The sequence below is a fragment of the Parabacteroides distasonis genome, from assembly GCF_004793765.1.
GTDB classification, from domain to species: domain Bacteria; phylum Bacteroidota; class Bacteroidia; order Bacteroidales; family Tannerellaceae; genus Parabacteroides; species Parabacteroides distasonis_A.
Map to the genome: position 1 here is coordinate 23655 of NZ_SRYM01000004.1, position 17607 is coordinate 41261.

General features: G+C 48.4%; 17 protein-coding genes and 1 pseudogene. 14 read left to right on the forward strand and 4 right to left on the reverse strand.

The window, feature by feature from the left end; genetic code table 11:
• Positions 1-22: 22 nt before the first annotated feature.
• Positions 23-661: a hypothetical protein gene (locus tag E5342_RS02150; protein ID WP_135958720.1), complete on the forward strand. Its 639-nt coding sequence runs from the start codon at positions 23-25 to the stop codon at positions 659-661.
• Positions 662-769: 108 nt separating this feature from the next.
• Here the strand turns inward: E5342_RS02150 and E5342_RS02155 are convergent, their stop codons facing one another.
• Positions 770-1567: a DUF6261 family protein gene (locus E5342_RS02155; protein ID WP_121735646.1), complete on the reverse strand. Its 798-nt coding sequence runs from the start codon at positions 1565-1567 to the stop codon at positions 770-772.
• 532 nt (positions 1568-2099) lie between these two features.
• Here E5342_RS02155 and hypD point away from each other — a divergent pair.
• From hypD to cysQ, 4 genes and pseudogenes are all read left to right on the forward strand, one after another.
• Positions 2100-4460 carry a trans-4-hydroxy-L-proline dehydratase gene (gene hypD / locus E5342_RS02160; RefSeq protein ID WP_432707213.1) on the forward strand — a complete coding sequence of 787 codons (2361 nt, stop codon included), beginning with the start codon at positions 2100-2102 and terminating at the stop codon, positions 4458-4460.
• 3 nt (positions 4461-4463) lie between these two features.
• A complete protein-coding gene (locus tag E5342_RS02165) occupies positions 4464-5369 on the forward strand; it encodes a glycyl-radical enzyme activating protein (RefSeq protein WP_135958722.1) in 906 nt (301 codons plus the stop codon).
• Positions 5370-5415: 46 nt separating this feature from the next.
• Positions 5416-5587 (forward strand): annotated as a pseudogene (locus E5342_RS20090) (TolC family protein); the annotation flags it as partial.
• A 53-nt stretch (positions 5588-5640) separates the two neighbouring features.
• Positions 5641-6450: a 3'(2'),5'-bisphosphate nucleotidase CysQ gene (cysQ, locus tag E5342_RS02175; RefSeq protein WP_121735649.1), complete on the forward strand. Its 810-nt coding sequence runs from the start codon at positions 5641-5643 to the stop codon at positions 6448-6450.
• A 262-nt stretch (positions 6451-6712) separates the two neighbouring features.
• Here cysQ and E5342_RS02180 read toward each other — a convergent pair whose 3' ends face one another.
• Positions 6713-6904 carry a transposase gene (locus E5342_RS02180; RefSeq protein ID WP_183128539.1) on the reverse strand — a complete coding sequence of 64 codons (192 nt, stop codon included), beginning with the start codon at positions 6902-6904 and terminating at the stop codon, positions 6713-6715.
• Positions 6905-7144: 240 nt separating this feature from the next.
• On the opposite strand from E5342_RS02180, the gene E5342_RS02185 reads away from it, so the two are divergent.
• The 8 genes from E5342_RS02185 to E5342_RS19265 all read left to right on the forward strand — a co-directional run bounded on the left by E5342_RS02185 (position 7145) and on the right by E5342_RS19265 (position 13032).
• Complete coding sequence (locus E5342_RS02185) at positions 7145-8263, forward strand: acyltransferase family protein (protein WP_135958723.1); 1119 nt, start codon at positions 7145-7147, stop codon at positions 8261-8263.
• An 8-nt stretch (positions 8264-8271) separates the two neighbouring features.
• Entirely contained in the window at positions 8272-9126 is an 855-nt protein-coding gene (locus E5342_RS02190; protein ID WP_135958724.1) for an acyltransferase family protein, read from the forward strand.
• A gap of 27 nt (positions 9127-9153) precedes the next feature.
• Complete coding sequence (locus E5342_RS02195; RefSeq protein WP_121735651.1) at positions 9154-10365, forward strand: L-serine ammonia-lyase; 1212 nt, start codon at positions 9154-9156, stop codon at positions 10363-10365.
• A gap of 38 nt (positions 10366-10403) precedes the next feature.
• On the forward strand, positions 10404-11408 hold the full coding sequence (locus tag E5342_RS02200) for a glycoside hydrolase family 43 protein (RefSeq protein WP_135958725.1): 1005 nt from the start codon (positions 10404-10406) through the stop codon (positions 11406-11408).
• Between the two features lie 132 nt (positions 11409-11540).
• Complete coding sequence (locus E5342_RS02205) at positions 11541-12059, forward strand: hypothetical protein (protein ID WP_236651421.1); 519 nt, start codon at positions 11541-11543, stop codon at positions 12057-12059.
• Between the two features lie 18 nt (positions 12060-12077).
• A complete protein-coding gene (locus E5342_RS02210) occupies positions 12078-12599 on the forward strand; it encodes a DUF4833 domain-containing protein (protein WP_121735653.1) in 522 nt (173 codons plus the stop codon).
• 56 nt (positions 12600-12655) lie between these two features.
• Positions 12656-12805, forward strand: a complete 150-nt coding sequence (locus E5342_RS02215) for a hypothetical protein (RefSeq protein ID WP_432707212.1) — start codon at positions 12656-12658, stop codon at positions 12803-12805.
• Between the two features lie 71 nt (positions 12806-12876).
• Positions 12877-13032: a hypothetical protein gene (locus tag E5342_RS19265; RefSeq protein WP_160217460.1), complete on the forward strand. Its 156-nt coding sequence runs from the start codon at positions 12877-12879 to the stop codon at positions 13030-13032.
• Between the two features lie 46 nt (positions 13033-13078).
• Here the strand turns inward: E5342_RS19265 and E5342_RS02220 are convergent, their stop codons facing one another.
• On the reverse strand, positions 13079-14623 hold the full coding sequence (locus E5342_RS02220) for a sensor histidine kinase (RefSeq protein WP_135958726.1): 1545 nt from the start codon (positions 14621-14623) through the stop codon (positions 13079-13081).
• 197 nt (positions 14624-14820) lie between these two features.
• Between E5342_RS02220 and E5342_RS02225 the strand changes: the two genes are divergently transcribed.
• Positions 14821-16692 carry a glycoside hydrolase family 127 protein gene (locus tag E5342_RS02225; protein ID WP_135958727.1) on the forward strand — a complete coding sequence of 624 codons (1872 nt, stop codon included), beginning with the start codon at positions 14821-14823 and terminating at the stop codon, positions 16690-16692.
• A gap of 15 nt (positions 16693-16707) precedes the next feature.
• Here the strand turns inward: E5342_RS02225 and E5342_RS02230 are convergent, their stop codons facing one another.
• Positions 16708-17595, reverse strand: coding sequence for an AraC family transcriptional regulator (locus tag E5342_RS02230; protein ID WP_121735679.1), 888 nt, complete (start codon positions 17593-17595; stop codon positions 16708-16710).
• Positions 17596-17607 lie beyond the last annotated feature (12 nt).

Genomic DNA, 17607 nt, shown 5'->3' on the forward strand with positions numbered 1-17607 from the left:
TTCGGTATAATTGATAGTGATTATGGAAAAGGAAAATATAGACCCCAAACTGGTTCTCGCCCTCATGGAGCGTGAGATTTGTCGCCGGGCGTTATTGATGCACATGTTGATGCAGGGTTACGAGCATTTCGTCTCGATCCATATGCTCAAGCAGTCGATGAAGGCCCGGAAATTCACCTACGAGGAAGCGGAGCGTTTTGCCGATGTGTTGGAGCGGCACACGGGTATCAAGGTCGCTCCCGAGAGGTTCATCCGTAATGAGGACGAGGATGCGAACGAGCTTCTGGAGCATTACACGGAGCTGGAGCGAATGCGCAACAGTCAGTTGAGCGATACGATGCGGCCGATCCACGATGGCTTCAATCGGTATCTGCATCATAATCTTCACGTGGATGTAACTCATGCCACCCGTCTGCGGATTGCCTTGGAAGCTTTCTTGACTTTCGCGATGGGCGACATCGACTGGCAAGAGATGCGACGGAATATCTTGGATGTAGACTTGCGGATCATGAAAGCCGTGCCGATCGATTCCGTGGCTGTCCGGCATGATTTCCTCCGTTTCGAGAACGTGTATCATGAGATTTGCCTCAAGTGTGCGAACCGCGAGCGTAAGCGGCGGGGAGAGCCGCCTGGCGATAACTTCCAGATCAATATCTCCTAGATGGGAGGATAGGGGGAATGACAAAGATGAGGGGGAGGGTGTCTCGCGACAGCCTCCCCCCCTTTATTACAAATAATATGCTTGTGAAAAAAAATATCTTGTAAGTGGTTACGCCTCCGGTTGCCCGTTCGTCTCCTCTTCCTTCCGCTTGTTGGCGCTCTTCGTGGCACGTGCCTTGATGATCGCACTCTGGCGGTCGATGAGGGTGTTGAGGGCGTTGATCACGTCGATGTAATCGGTGTCGCCGTTCACTTCGGCGAGGGCGTTGAGGCGTTTCACGGCGGCCCGATATGCGTTGTCGGTGGCTAGGCGGGCGGCCTTGGTAGCGCCGGTCACTTTCGTGGCGTTTTGCGTGTTACGCTCGGCGAACAACTCCAGGAAACGAGCCGTTTCGGTCTTCAGCCGGCTTACCCAGCCGTCGATATGGATGGCGGCGAGGCGGTTCGTGGTGATCTCGTCCGCAGATATCTCGTCGGGCGACTCCGAGTCCGATACGCCGTCGAATTCCTCCAGCTCTTGTATCAGGTTATGCAACACGCCGGCCTCCTCCAAGTAGGGCAGGGCGGTGGGATTGCCGTATTTCTTGAGGATGATACGGGCCTGCCGTGCCACCTCGGCGATGGCGGGGTCGAAGAAGCCTTCCATGGCGGATACCTGGCTGTTCAATCCCCGGTAAAGCTTATCGCAGACGGTGTCTTGGGTTATGATGGGCTGGCTGAGGACATGCTCGCCGCCGCTTTGTTTCAACGCTTTGTCGAACGTCTCGTAGGCGGTTTTGTAGACTTGGTACACGGGAGCGAGTTTCTCGTCCGTGCATTTACCCATCTCTGCTATAGCTATTTTATGAAAGCCGAAGTCTTCTTCTTGGCGAAGGCGACTTTGATCGATGTACTTGATTTCACTCATGTCTAGTCGTTTTTAGATTTAAAGTACGTTGTCAAGAGTTCCCGACAGCTGTTTTTTGTTTGTTTTTTCCTTGTCAAGAGTTCCCAACAGCCGTTTTTTGTTGTCCTTCTTGCTGTCGGGAGTTCCCGACAACGTTTTTTTTGTTGTTTTTCTCCTGTCGAGAGTTCCCGGCAGCTGTTTTTTGCTGTTTTCCTCTTGTCGGGAGTTCCCAACAGCTGTTTTTTATCATTGCCATGCCAAATGTAGTTTAATTTTTCTTGATTTAGCTATAATCTGCTAATAAATTTCTTATTTTTGCCATTATACTTCAAAAATAAACAAGCGTTATGTTGCACAAAGGCTATCGGATGCTTTTCAACTGTCTGATGTTTTACCTCTAACAGATAGTATTTCCCCATTCCCGGGGAGACGTTTCGCTATACATATATATTACATTACGTTATCCTTTAAAAGTAAGTCTATGAATACAACCAACCGTACGCTGCGACGCGTACACGATACCGTTCCTTCCGTGGAAGCGAACAATTTCGGGATGAACGACCGTATCAAACGCTTGCGCCGGCAGACCTTCGAGGCCCAGCCTTCCCTATCCATCGAGCGTGCCTTGATCGAGACCCGTTTCTATCAGGAGAATTACGGGAAGTATCCGATCCCTATCCTGCGTGCCTTGAACTTCCTTGAGATCTGCAAGCGGAAGACGATCTATATCGGCGAGGACGAGTTGATCGTCGGCGAGCGGGGGCCCCGCCCCAAGGCCGTGCCTACCTTCCCGGAACTTACCTGCCATAGCGTGGAGGACTTGCATATATTGAATACCCGGGAGCTGCAACGTTACACCATCAGTCAAGAAGATATCGATACCTACGAGCGGGAGGTGATCCCGTACTGGAAAGGCCGTACCCAGCGGGAACGCATCTTTAGTCACGTCCCCAAGGAATGGAAAGAGGCGTACGAGGTGGGTATGTTCACCGAGTTCATGGAGCAACGCGCGCCCGGGCATACCGCTTTGGACGGCAAGGTCTACCAATATGGCCTGCTGGACTTGAAGAAACGTATCGAGGGGGAACTAAGCGCCTTGGATTTCATGAACGACCCCGAGGCCACGGATAAGCAGGAGGAGCTGACGGCCATGTCTATCTCCTGCGACGCCGCTATCCTGCTGGCCGGGCGACATGCGGACTTGGCCGACGAGATGTCTCTCACCGAGAAAGATCCCCGCCGTGCCGCCGAGCTGAGGAAGATCGCCGAGGTATGCCGCCGGGTTCCCGCCCACGCTCCCCGTACCTATTGGGAAGCGATCCAGATGTACTGGTTTGTCCACCTCGGTACGATCACGGAGCTGAATGGTTGGGATGCCATGAACCCCGGTCATTTCGACCAGCATCTGGCGCCTTTCTACGAGAAAGAAATCGCCGCCGGAACCTTGACCCGTGACGAGGCGAAAGAGTTGATGTCTTGCTTCTTCATCAAGGTAAACAATCATACCGCCCCGCCGAAAGTAGGTATCACGGCGAAGGAGAGCGGAACCTATAACGATTTCACGAACCTGAACATCGGCGGCATCCGGGCGGACGGTAGCGATGGCGTAAGCGAGGTCTCCTATATCATGTTGGAGACGATCGAGGAGCTGCATATCCTCCAGCCCGGCAGCGCCATCCACGTCAGTGCCCGTACGCCGGAGCGTTTCCTTCGTGCCGGGTGCAAGGTGATCCGCCAAGGCCATGGCTACCCGTCGGTATTCAACCCGGATGTGTACGTGCAGGAGTTGATGCGGCAAGGCAAGTCGCTGCGTGATGCCCGCGAGGGAGGTTGCAGCGGTTGCATCGAGGTGGGCGCTTTCGGGAAGGAGGCGTACGTGTTGACCGGTTATCTGAACGTGCCGAAGATATTGGAGGTGACGCTGCATAACGGCGTAGATCCGGTAAGCGGTCGCAAGGTTGGTCTGGAGACCGGCGATCCCCGTGGTTTCCGGACGTATGAGGAGCTTTACGCGGCGTTCATGCGCCAGATCCATTATTTCGTGGACATGAAGGTGCGGGTCAGCAACTATATCGACCGCATGTTCGCCAAGTACGCCCCCGCCACGTTCCTCTCCCTGTTTATCGATGATTGTATCGCGAAGGGTAAGGATTATTACGATTGCGGGCCTCGTTACAACACCACTTATATCCAGTGTACCGGATTAGGCACGATAACCGATAGCCTTTCCTCTTTACGGAAACACGTCTTCGAGGATAAGACCTTCACGATGGAAGCCTTGTTGGACGCGATGGCGGATAATTTCGAGGGACATGAGCCGATGCGCCAAATGATCCTGAACCGTACGCCTTTCTTTGGCAACGATGATCCGTACGCCGACCAGATCGCCGTCCGTGTCTTCGACGATTTATATGATGCGATCGAGGGCAAGCCGAATACGAAAGGGGAGTGTTTCCATTTGAATATGTTATCCACCACTTGCCATGTCTACTTCGGCAAGGTGATGGGAGCCACCCCGAACGGCCGCTTGGCCGGGCGTGCGATCTCCGATGGTACCTCGCCCTCACACGGAGCCGATACCCACGGGCCGTCCGCCGTTGTCAAGTCCCTCGGCAAGCTGGATCAGGTGAAGAGCGGCGGCACGCTGCTGAACCAACGCTTCCTGCCCAGCCTGCTCCGGCGGGAGGAGGATATCTCGAAGCTGGCCTCCTTGATCCGTAGCTACTTCGCCTTGGGTGGCCATCATATCCAATTCAATATCGTGGATACGGAAACGCTTTACGCCGCCCAGAAGTGTCCGGAGGACTACCGGGATCTGCTGGTCCGTGTAGCGGGCTATAGCGACTATTTCAACGATATGAACGCCGATTTGCAAGCGGACGTGATCGCACGTACGGAGCAAGAGACTTTCTAGGCCATGCTGTTATTCGATATCAAACGATACGCCATAAACGACGGGCCGGGCATCCGTATCACGATCTTCATGAAAGGATGCCCGCTTGCCTGCGTATGGTGTCATAACCCAGAAGGCATATCGCTCCGGGCGGAGAAGCTGTATACGAGAAAGAAGTGCATAGGTTGCGGGTCCTGCGTGAATGCCTGCCCCGTCGGGGCGTTGACCTTGACGCAGGCGGGCATCGTCACGGATGGAGCTCTGTGCCGCACATGCGGTAGATGCGCGGAGGTTTGTCCTACCTTGGCGATGGAGATGTCCGGCCGTGAGTATTCTCTGGATGAGGTCATGTGTGAGATCGAGAAAGAAACGGTCTTTATGGATCGTTCCGAGGGAGGCGTTACCTTCTGTGGGGGAGAGCCGTTGTCGCATCCCTCGGATTTGGTTGCCCTGCTGGATCGTTGCGGAGAGTTGGGAATCCATCGTGCGGTGGATACGACCTTATTCGCCTCGCCGGATACCGTCTGGAGAGTAATGGAGCGCACGGATCTTTTTCTGGTGGATTTAAAACATATGGATTCTGGTAGCCATCGTCGTTTCACGGGTGTCCCGAACGAGCGTATCTTCTCCAACCTCCGGATGATTGCCGAAGCCGGGATGGACTTTCTAATCCGCATTCCGTTGATCGAGGGCGTCAATGCGGACGAGGAGAATATATCCCGCTCTGCCACCTTCCTAGCCTCCTTACCGTGGAAACGGAAAGTCGTCAATCTTCTCCCGTATCACGACATCGGAAAAGGCAAGCACGATAAGCGAGGAACCCTCTACAACCCCGGGTACCTTCCGCTATTCACCCCTTCCGAAGCAGTCCTGCAAAGGTGTATCGATCAATTCGCCTCTTGTGGAATAACTGCGTTGATCGGAGGATAATAGTGCCTTCGTCCCCAAGACACCGTAATTGTCGATCCATTCCCCGGCCGGGGAGAATGTCTGCCTTAATACGGACTATTATAAGGCGGGTACGGTAACGCTGAAGCGATCTTTTAGACATCTAATCGCTCCTTCAGCAAAGCCGTGATCAGTATACGGGCGATTATATGGCTTATTTGATCAAACGTACGGAATATTTACAGGCAACAGGGCGTTAATTTGTTTTTTTTCCATATATTTGCTTATTAACAAAATAATAAAACGAGAAGTGATGATGAGCTACGCCAATTATCTTTACATAGCGATCCGTGCCGCGGTAGACGCAGGCAAGTCGATCATGGATATTTATAACGATCCCGACTCAAACTTCGGGATAGAGAGAAAAGCAGACAACTCACCGTTGACAAAGGCCGATAAGGCGGCCCATCGATTGATAACAGACGCTTTGTCCGTTACCCCGTTTCCGGTCTTAAGCGAGGAAGGGAAGGAGATCCCGTTCAAGGAGCGCTCCAAATGGGAGACGTTGTGGATCGTGGACCCGCTGGACGGTACCAAGGAGTTTATCAAGAAAAACGGTGAGTTTACCGTGAATATAGCCTTGGTGGAGAAGGGTGTTCCTGTGCTGGGTGTCATCTATGTGCCTGTCCGGAAGGAGTTGTATTTCGCCTCCTCCTCCGTGGGGGCTTATAAGTTTATGGGAATCGATAGCAGTAGCCAGCCCTCGATGAACGAGATGAAACAGGGAGCGATACATTTACCCATGGCACTGGCGCATCAGGGAGTTGTGGTAGTAGCGTCTCGGTCTCACCAAACGGAGGAGACCACCGCTTTCATTGATAATCTCCGCAAGCAGGGAAAGCCCGTTACGTTGATCAGTAGCGGTAGCAGCCTGAAGATTTGTCTGGTTGCGGAAGGTTCGGCCGATATCTATCCCCGTTTCGCCCCGACGATGGAGTGGGATACCGCTGCCGGCCACGCCATTGCCAAGTCTGCCGGTTGCGACATATATCATATCGATGGTAAGACTCCGCTTCGCTATAACAAGGAAGATTTGCATAATCCATGGTTTATCGTGAAGTGAGGGACTACTTTCGGCTCTCTCTCATACTCCTTAGATACTCGCTCCGCTAAAGCTGTAAATATCATGGCGGTTGTACTTAGACAGATTCCAAAGGTATGATATGGTTATTCTAAAGCGTATCTGATAAACATGAATAGACAACCATATCAGGTGAAATATAAAATCCAATGGAAAATAACTATATTTGAATCGTTGAAAAGGATACACTTAGTGGTATCCTTTTCTGTTATTGTCTACATTGATGCTATGGTATTGAATTCTTTTAGAGTTGTTTATAGTTAAACATAATTCTTCTTTCATCGTTCTTTCTGGCCCGGCAGGCGTCCTCTTTGAACGTAACGTCAAGGTTCCGGTGCGGCTGGTTCTCGATGGACCAGTGGCCGCACCCTAACATGTTGAAGTAAGCGGCTTTGGGAAAGTCCTCATCACTGATATAGTACCGTGTTGCGGTCATCTGTATGTTCCCCGTTTTAAACTTTATAAATTCGAATTTCCCAATGAAAAGGTTCGCTATGGCTTTCTGAACTTTATAACTCCTTTTTATTCATCTATATTCGATGAGGAAAGAGGTATACGCCGAAAAATTGGAGGCTGAATGCGAGGAGAAAGACCAAGAGCATCTTTTATGTCAAATCCTATCCGTATATGAGCAAGTTTCATTATATTTGTGTTGACTTTAAATATAAGCAGATTTATGGAAAAACAAAAACAACAACCTCAGCGGTTGCAATCATTGGATGCTCTTAGGGGTTTTGACATGCTCTTTATTATGGGCGGTGCTTCTTTATTTGTCGCTTTGGCGACATTGTTTCCGAATCCTTTATTTCAGGTGATAGCCGGGCAGATGGAACATGTGGAATGGAACGGGTTGGCGCATCATGACACGATCTTCCCATTGTTTCTTTTTATTGCGGGTATCTCGTTTCCGTTCTCACTAGAGAAGCAACGAGGAAAAGGTATGACGGAAGGGGCGATTTATAAGAAGATCGTTCGTCGAGGAATTACCCTGGTTTTCTTGGGATTGGTATATAACGGGCTACTGTCGTTTGATTTTGACCACCTGCGTTGTGCGAGCGTGCTGGCGCGTATCGGGTTGGGATGGATGTTAGCGGCCTTGTTGTTTGTCCGTTTCGGTTGGAAAGTGCGTGCGGGGATAACGGCTTTTATCTTGGTTGGCTATTGGTTGGCTATGGCTTTTGTGCCTGTGCCGGATACTGGAGGAGCGGGACCGTTCACGTTCGAAGGTAACTTGGTGGGATATATTGACCGCCTGTTTCTTCCCGGACGTTTGCACGAGACTATTTTTGATCCGGAGGGTTTATTCTCCACCGTCCCCGCAATTGCCACAGCGATGCTGGGTATGTTCACCGGTGAATGGATCAAGCTGAGGAAAGAGGGGCTGACCGACCGGAAGAAAGTACTTTGTTTGGTAGGAGCGGGAACTGTGCTGTTGATCGTTGGTTTGTTATGGAGCTTGGTATTCCCGATCAATAAGAAGCTATGGACAAGCTCTTTTGTCTGTGTAGTAGGTGCTTATTCCGTTTGGATGTTTGCTTTGTTCTTCTATATTATAGATGTATTGGGGTGGCGTAAATGGACCTTGTTTTTTACCGTGATCGGCATGAATTCTATTACGATCTATTTGGCGCAGCGTTTCATCCGTTTCTCCTATACTTCCGAGGCTATATTCGGAGGGTTGGCGAAGTTGATGCCCGAAACCGCCCAGCCTTTGGTTAGCGCTATCGCATATATCGCCGTTTGTTGGGGATTCTTGTATTTTTTATATCGTCAACGTATTTTCTTGAAAGTATAATAAAACGGATGGAGAAGAAGAAATTAAATCGGTTGGAGTCATTGGACGTACTTCGTGGCTTCAACCTTTTTTGTTTGGTGGTGTTGGAGATGGTGTTGCATCCGCTGGCCCATGCGATCGCTATGGGGTATTTGATCGCTTCTTTGTTATTCTTGCATGTAAGGATACGGGTACAGATCGGTATAGCGGCAGTTCTTTTATTAATCTTTTGGGGAGCGATGGAGTTTATTACGGTCGGTAACTATGGGGGAGGTTCGTACGCCCCGGATAGTAATTTGGCCGAATGGATCGACCGTACCGTATTGGGACGTTTTCGGGATGGGGCGACGGTGGAGAACGGGGAGGTGATATTCGCTACTTGGTATCGTTATACATGGATACTAAGCAGCTTGAATTTCGGGGTAACCGTGTTGACCGGGTTGTTCGCCGGATATATCCTAAAGAACAAATTATATTCCGAGCAGTTCAAGTTACGGATGTTATTCGGAATAGGTTTGGGTATGGTTATTGCCGGATGGCTTTGGGGTATCGAGCTTCCCGTTATTAAGAAATTGTGGACCAGTTCGATGGTGTTGGTGAGCAGTGGGTACTGTCTCTTGCTTATGGGGCTGTTCTATTATTGGATCGACTATAAAGGGCATCGAAAGTATACGACTTGGCTGAAAGTGTATGGCATGAATTCAATACTGGCTTATATGCTTACTAACGTGGTAAGTTTCAGGTGTATCGGCGAATCCTTGTTTTTCGGGGTCCAGCAATATTTAGGAAATTATTATCTAGTGTTCATTGCCATGTGTAATGTATCGGTAATTTATGTACTTTTGTATGCGTTTTATAAACATAATATTTTCCTTAAAGTATAGAAACAAGAAAACTTAGATCGAAGAAAGATGGAATCAATCAAACAAATATACCGGATGGGACATGGCCCTTCAAGCAGTCATACCATGGGACCGATGCGTGCGGCACAAATGTTCTTGGAACGTAACCGAGGTGCTGTTCATTTTAACGTAACCTTATATGGTAGCCTAGCTGCTACAGGAAAAGGCCATATGACGGATGCCGCTATTCTTGAGGTATTACAGCCGGTTGCGAAGACAAATATTACTTGGGAACCCAAGATCTTCTTGCCGTTCCATCCGAATGGGATGTTGTTCGAGTCGTATAATGAGAGTGGCGAGGAGCTGGATACGTGGACCGTATATAGTATCGGCGGGGGAACCTTGGCTAACGAGTCTTTCAATGAGTTGAGGACGGAACAAGTGTACGATATGCATACGATCAAGGAGATACAGGCTTGGTGTGAGAAGACTGGGCATTCCTATTGGGAATATGTCGAGCAGCACGAAGGCCCTTCTATCTGGGATTATCTGGCAGAGGTATGGGATGTGATGCAGGATGCGGTTCGTCGTGGCCTGGAAGCGGAAGGTATCTTGCCGGGAGGCTTGGGGATTCGTCGTAAGGCTTCTGATTATATGATCCGTGCGAAAGGTTATGGTAGCAGTATCAAGAGCCGGGGAATGGTGTATGCCTATGCCTTGGCGGTGTCTGAGGAGAACGCATGTGGTGGAAAGATCGTGACCGCTCCGACTTGTGGTTCTTGCGGTGTAATGCCTGCGGTCCTTTATCACTTGAAAGAGACGCGTGAGTTCCGGGATTCCCGTATATTGCGTGCGTTGGCTACAGCGGGCTTGTTTGGAAATGTGGTGCGTACGAATGCCTCCGTATCGGGGGCTGAGGTAGGTTGCCAAGGTGAGGTTGGGGTGGCTTGCGCTATGGCTGCGGGTGCTGCCAGCCAATTGTTTGGTGGTACGCCTGCCCAGATCGAGTATGCTGCCGAGATGGGATTGGAGCATCACTTGGGATTGACTTGCGATCCTGTTTGTGGTTTGGTACAAATCCCTTGTATCGAGCGGAACGCTTTTGCCGCCGCCCGTGCGCTTGACGCGAATACGTTCTCGAACTTCTCCGACGGAAAACACCGGGTCAGTTTTGATCAGGTGGTTGAGGTGATGCGCCAGACAGGTAATGATTTGCCTAGTCTTTATAAGGAGACCTCGGAAGGTGGTCTGGCGAAGAACATGGAGACCTCGAATAATTAAAAGATATGATTTGATTTACTAATAATAATTTACTATTGATGATAAACGGAAAGAAAAGCTTGTTTTACACAGTATTGATGGCCAGTGCCTTGATGTCTTGCGGAGGCCCTAAACAGGCTCCAAATGAAGAGGTTGCGAAGAGTGGTAATCCTGTATTCGAGGGTTGGTATGCCGATCCGGAGGGAATTATTTATGGGGATACCTATTGGATTTACCCGACTACGAGTGATTTATATGAGAAGCAAACCTTCTTCGATTGCTTCTCTTCCAAGGATTTGGTGAATTGGACCAAGCATACCGCTATCTTGGATACGGCAGAGGTGAAATGGGCTAAGATCGCTATGTGGGCTCCTTCGGTAATCAACAAGGACGGTAAGTATTATCTTTTCTTCGGTGCGAATGACGTGCATGAGGGAGAGATCGGAGGCATCGGTGTTGCCGTGAGCGATCGTCCGGAAGGGCCTTATAAAGATTTGCTGGGTAAGCCGCTGATCAACGAGATCGTGAACGGGGCGCAGCCGATCGACCAGTTTGTTTTCCACGACGCTGATAATGATGAGTATTATATGTATTACGGTGGTTGGAAGCATTGCAATATGGTACGCTTGAATAAAGATTTTACCGGACTTATACCGTTTGAGGACGGAACGATTTATAAAGAGGTAACTCCCAAGGATTATGTGGAAGGCCCGTTTATGTTTAAGAAGAATGGTAAATATTACTTCATGTGGAGTGAGGGCGGCTGGACTGGACCGGATTACAAGGTAGCTTACGCCATATCCGATTCTCCTTTTGGCCCGTTCGATCGTATCGGGGAGGTCTTGCGGCAAAATTTCGATATCGCTAACGGAGCGGGGCACCACTCAATCATGCATGTGCCGAATTCGGAAGATTACTACATTGTGTACCATCGCCGTCCAGCCGGGGTTAAGACACGTGACCACCGGGAGACTTGTATCGAGAAGATGACGTTCAGTGAGGAGGGATTGATCAATCCCGTGGAGATTACGGTTGAAGGAGTTGAGGCTCACACGATCCAATAATTACTTCCGATAGAAACAGATGACGGATTCGAAGAGAATCCTCCTTCCTCTCGAAGGAAAAAAGAAGAATTACATAGCAAGAAAACTTAGGTTTTATTTGCTATGTAATTTTTTACGCTACTTTTGACATATATGTCAAACCTCGAGGGCGAGTTAAATAGGAATCCGGAACGTTTATTTCAGACCGTTCTGAAAGATCCGAACAAATACAGCTCATCCTTTGTCTTCGACGTCAGGTTGAAACATATAAAATCCGGTCCGGTCACATTGTTCGAGCAGAAGGAGGACAGCGGGGTAAGCGATGAGCTGGCGACGAGTCTGGAGCAATTGCCCGTTCATCCGTTGATCTTGGGTTGGCTGATCTCTGCCGTGATTCGTTTGTGCGTAGGATCGGCTACGGTGGCAGCGTTGACGGCGGCAAGTGTGGTGATGCCTTTAGTTACGCAAACGGGGGCGAACCCGAACTTGATGGCTTTATCTTTGGGGTCGGGTAGCTTGATGTTCTCGCATCTCAACGATTCCGGGCTCTGGATGTTTAAGGAATATTTTAACCTGAACATAAAGGATACGATCTGTTCGTGGTCTATCATGGATACGATCGTGTCGGTCGTAGGATTGATCGGGGTAATGATCTTAAATATGATTGTATAACAAGAGAATGATTGAGCAATGAGAAAGAGATGGCTGCTTAGTATTGTTATTATGCTTTTCCCTTTCGTCGCCTCGTTTGCGGCGGACCCAGAGGAAGGTACTTATCCAACGGTCGGGAGGCTTTTTCATATAGCGCGAAGTGTAAATAAGAACTTGGTTTGTTACGATGTGAATTTGAGGGACGGTAAGCTGGATACGCATGATCCCTTGAATGTTTATTGGGTCAATCGAGAAAAGCATCCGGGGGAAACCAATGGCTTGAGTTATATCCAGCGGAAAATGGCTTACGGGTATAAACTGATCTCGGCAAGTGATAACGCTTGTGTATGCTCATTAACCGCTTATCCCTCCCGCCAGTTGACGATTACCAAATGTGATTCCCGCTATGTATGCTACATAACGATCAACAACCAACAGGCGATTCTTCAGTCTCTCTACGTTAAAGCCAGCTCCAAAAATCCTTTAAGCGTTGAGTATGTAGAACTCCAAGGAATCTCTGTCGCCACGAATCAACTGGTAACGGAAAAAGTCAGGAAATAGACCAAGCGGAGAATGCCCGTGCGATCTCGGCTCTTTGCGAGGCCGGGAATATCACCTTGGATGTTCTTATCGATCTGAACGTGGGAATGAATCGTACCGGAATTCTCCTGGAGAGAGCGGAGGCGCTGGTGGATGAGATTCTGCCGTTGAGATCTCTGCGGAGCTATCGGTACGTTGCCAAGGTGCGGATGCGGCGTACGCCTTGACAGAGTGTGTGTTCCGCATTTAGCTCTTTGGAAAGACGGTGAGCTCGCCGACTCGTTCATCACCGTGAATCATGGGGAAAGAGTTGTTGCGTACCATGGATCGCTTGGGTATGATTCTTGACGTTGACGCGAACCATGTGGCTATCGGCAGTGATCTGGATGGCGCTTTCGCCGGAATAAGCTACTGCAACCCGGGTTGCAGTGATACCGCGATGCGGATGCAGTAACACTGCATCCGCATCGCGGTAAAAAGGCAAACAAGGTGAGTCTATTTTATATCTGCAATACCAAGACGAATCGGCATCCTTTCTTGTATTCCTTATCGATAGATAGGGTTCCGTTTAGTTTGCTTGCCATTAATGCGCAGATCGGTAGTCCCAATCCATCGCCTTGCGCTAAATCCTTCGCCTCGTTAAAAGGTTTGAATAAGTCCTCTTTTAGATCATCTGGTATGCCTGTGCCGTTATCCGTAATGATGAATTGGCAAACATGAGCACCCTTCCGTTTAAATTCCAGACGAATATTACCGCTGGAAGTATATAATGCGGCATTTTTCAACAAATGCAATAAGATTTGTTCCAGATGCTCAGCATTCGTCTTAATCTCCAATTGGGGTACGTCCATTACGAGATTGACCTCCGGTTTAACATCCCCTTTAACCTTTTCCACGATTTTCTTGCTGAAGTTTCCTACATTAAAAGAACTAACCTCATACGGTTCCATCAACGTATTCTCCAAGGAGGAAAGCTCTTGGATATGAACCGTGAACTGCTTTAAAGCCTCTATCCGTGTCAATACATCCTCGGCTTGCTTCGGAGCTACCACCTGCAATTCCTTAGCGGATGTGTTAAGCTTGTTCAAGGTAGGCTCCATCTGAACCGATATGTTTTGGATGAATTGGGCCTGCTGCTCGCTATGTTCATTTGTCGTCTGAATGATTTTCTTTAATTTCTTATTCAGCACGATAAAGCGCAGCAAAAGGAATCCTAAGAAAAGCAAGGCGGCTATAAGGATCACCACGAATGTGATAAGTCCGACAATCATATATTGCTTAACAGACAGTTTATCGTCTTTCTCCTGTATCGTCTGTAAGCTTTGATCGTACTTTTGCTGTAACGCTCCCAATTGATCCTCCGCTGTAAGAGCCTTTACGGAGTCTGTCCATACGATGTATTTCTCATAGGTACGTTCCATCAGCGAAGCATTGTTTGCCTTGCGAGCTATAGAGATCAGATTCCGGTAGCAGTCGCTCACCTTCTCGTACTCTTTCTTCTCCTTATACTGGTTGATCAGTTTTTGGAAAGCGGCATCTCCCTGTTCGTTTTGCCCGAACGTATAATAATAACCCGCTTGGGTATATAATAAATTGTTCGATAACTTCTCATCGCCCGCTTGGCTGGCCAGATTATCTAATGTGCTGAGTTGAACTTGCGCTTGGGCGGTGTTCTTTAGTTTAATGTACATTTCCAGCCGTTCTTTCGTTATTTGGAAATGTTGCTCATAAAGCGGTTTCTGTAACTTCTGTTCTTCGGTTAAGATAAATTGGTTCATCTGGCGGCAAAGGTCGAAAGCCTCTTGATAATAATTCTCGCGATAGTATAGATAAACCGCTTGCGTACCGGCATTGATCGCTTGTTGATAATCACCTTTTCGGGATAAGCTTTTGTAAGCTTGTAAAAAAAGATAACGAGCTTTGGTGTAATCTTTTTTTTCCAGGCTGCTTTGTGCCTGTGTCATAAATTGATTCGTCGTGCTTTGCGCCTGTGTGACAGGGTAGAAACAAAGCATAAAAGATAGTAAAAGATAAATGACCCTCATAACTTAAATTTTTTTTGAAGTAAAAATATGTATTTACTGGGATTCACACAAAATATATCAAGGGAAAAATAATAGATATCTTATTTTAAGATGTGATTTGTGTGTCAATATTCATATTTATTCTGTCAATTCTGAAAGTTCCGAACAAGTGGATTGTACTATCTTTATCACATTATTAACCTTAAAAAATTGTGTTTATGAGTATATCCGTATTAACAAAAGGCATGTCGTGCCTATTCTTTTGTTTTTGTGCTTGTTGTATGAATGCGCAAGTAAGAAACACTGATCCTGTACGTCGCTTGAGGATATCTGGTTATTTGGGGCAACGGATCGACGCTTGTATCGAGTATCGAGTGAAAGCTCAAGATGTGGATCACTTGGTGGAACCTTTCCGGCATAAGGAAGAGACCTCGCGCTGGCAATCGGAATTTTGGGGAAAATGGATACAAGGGGCGATCGCCTCATACCGTTATGATAAAGATCCTGAGTTGTACAAGATTATTAAGAATGGAGCGGAATTGTTGATGGAAACCCAATTGCCAAATGGATATATCGGTAACTATTCCGAGGAAGCACAGTTGAACCAGTGGGATATATGGGGGCGAAAATACACGGCTTTAGGTTTGATCGCTTATTATGACTTATCTGGGGATCGAAACGCTTTGGATGCTGCCTGCCGGGTAATCGACCATTTGATGACGCAGGTAGGGCCTGGAAAAGTGAATATCGTGACGACCGGTAATTATATAGGAATGCCTAGCTCTTCGGTACTTGAGCCGGTGATGTATCTGTATAATCGTACCCGGCAAGATAAATATCTGGATTTTGCCAAATACATCGTAAAGCAATGGGAGACTCCGGAAGGCCCTCGATTGATTAGTAAGGCGATTGCGGATATTCCTGTCGCCGGACGTTTCCCACATCCAAAGGTTTGGTTCTCTCCGGAGAATGGACAAAAAGCATATGAGATGATGTCTTGTTATGAGGGCTTGTTGGAACTTTACAAGGTCACTAAGAATCCATTATATTTATCTGTGGTGGAGAAAACGATGAATCATATTATCAATGAGGAAATCAATGTGGCCGGTTCTGGTAGTGCGTTCGAGTGCTGGTATGGAGGCAAGGCGTTACAGACTTATCCTACCTATCATACGATGGAGACTTGCGTGACATTCACGTGGATGCAGATTTGTGACAGGATGCTCGGACTAACCGGAAATTCCTTATATGCGGACCAGATCGAGAAGGCTATGTATAACGCTTTACTAGCCTCGCTGAAAGCAGATGCCTCACAAATAGCGAAATATAGTCCGTTGGAGGGCTGGCGGCATGAAGGAGAGGAACAATGCGGTATGCATATCAATTGTTGCAATGCGAATGGACCTCGTGCTTTCGCGATGATTCCGCAGTTCGCTTATCAGGTAAATGGCAGACGTATTGATGTCAACCTATATGCGGCTTCGAGCGTGGAGGTAGAGTTGGATAAAAAGACGAGGGTGTCGATGACGCAGGAGACGGACTATCCGATAGACGGGCAAGTCCGGATTGTGGTGGAACCGGAGAAGACGAGTGATTTTACGATCGCCTTGCGCATCCCGGCGTGGAGTGAGCGAACTGTGGTGTCTGTCAATGGTGAGCCTTTAACGGATCTGTTGGCTGGAGCATACCTGCCGATTCATAGGACTTGGGAGAAAGGGGATGAAATTACGGTGGAGTTGGATATGCGGGCTCGCTTGGTAGAGCTGAACGAGGCTCAAGCGATCGTAAGGGGCCCTTTGGTGCTGGCTAGAGATAGCCGCTTTAAGGATGGAGATGTGGATGAGGCTTCGGTGATCGTCAGCAAGGATGGTTATGTGGAATTAACTCCGGTGCAAGCCCCCGATTTCGCTTGGATGGCTTTCACCGTTCCTATGGTTTTAGGAACGGATTTGGAAGGAAACGGCAAGGCTCGCCCGATTCATCTGTGCGATTTCGCCTCAGCTGGTAATACGTGGAATCAGGCGGAACGTTATAGAGTTTGGCTACCAAAAACATGGAATGTCATGCGTACGCCTTATAAACCTTATTGAGTGGTTCACTCCAGCTCAATGCGTCCGATCCCGGAACTCCGAGGGTGTAACCCCTTCTTTCTTCTTGAAAAATGTGGAGAATTGGCCGGCATTCTCGAAATGCAGGCTATAGGCGATCTCGGAGATCGTCAAAGGGGTGCTGGTCAGAAGCTCTTTCGCACGAAGGAGCTTCTGTTGTAATTGATATTGGGCGGGGGAGACGCCGGTGTATTCCTTGAACATCCGGCGAAACCATGAATAACCTAAACCAAGGCGAGCAGCGATCTCTTCCGGACTTAAGGGGTCCTCGATGTTCTCCTTCATTAATATACGTGCCTCGTTGATTTTATCTACGACATAGGTGTTCGTGAAGGAGTTGTTCTTTTCCTTATAATATACGGAGCCTAATATATGAAGCACGATACTGGAGATCATCTGTTGGTAACCGGATTTCTCCTCCGAGGCGAACTTCAGTATATCCTCATAAAGTCCGACGATCGTAGCGCTCAGCCCGATCCGGTGTAGCGGCTCTTCCTTGGTAAAGAATTTCTTCTCCACACGTTTATCGATATGAATGCCCCGGAAACCTACCCAATACTCATCCCATCCCGTTTCCCGGTCTGGATAATAACTATGCCATTCCCCGGGGAAAAGGAGGATCATCGTCCCTGCGTTTATCTTTTGCGATTTACAAGACTGGGAGGAAAAGTAGCCGCTACCTTTCGTTATATATACCAATTGGTACTCATTTAGGATGCGCCCGGTCTGAGGCTTGAAATTATACTTCTCCGGATGCCGGGAAAGTGGATAGGCGCAACCCGGCGGGATGAATTGGTATCCGACCGTCGTAACAACGACTCCCCATTCCTCATCCGTGGCACTGATAGTCAAGTAACGTAGTAAATCATTCCGCAGTTCGTTCATGTCAGATTTGAA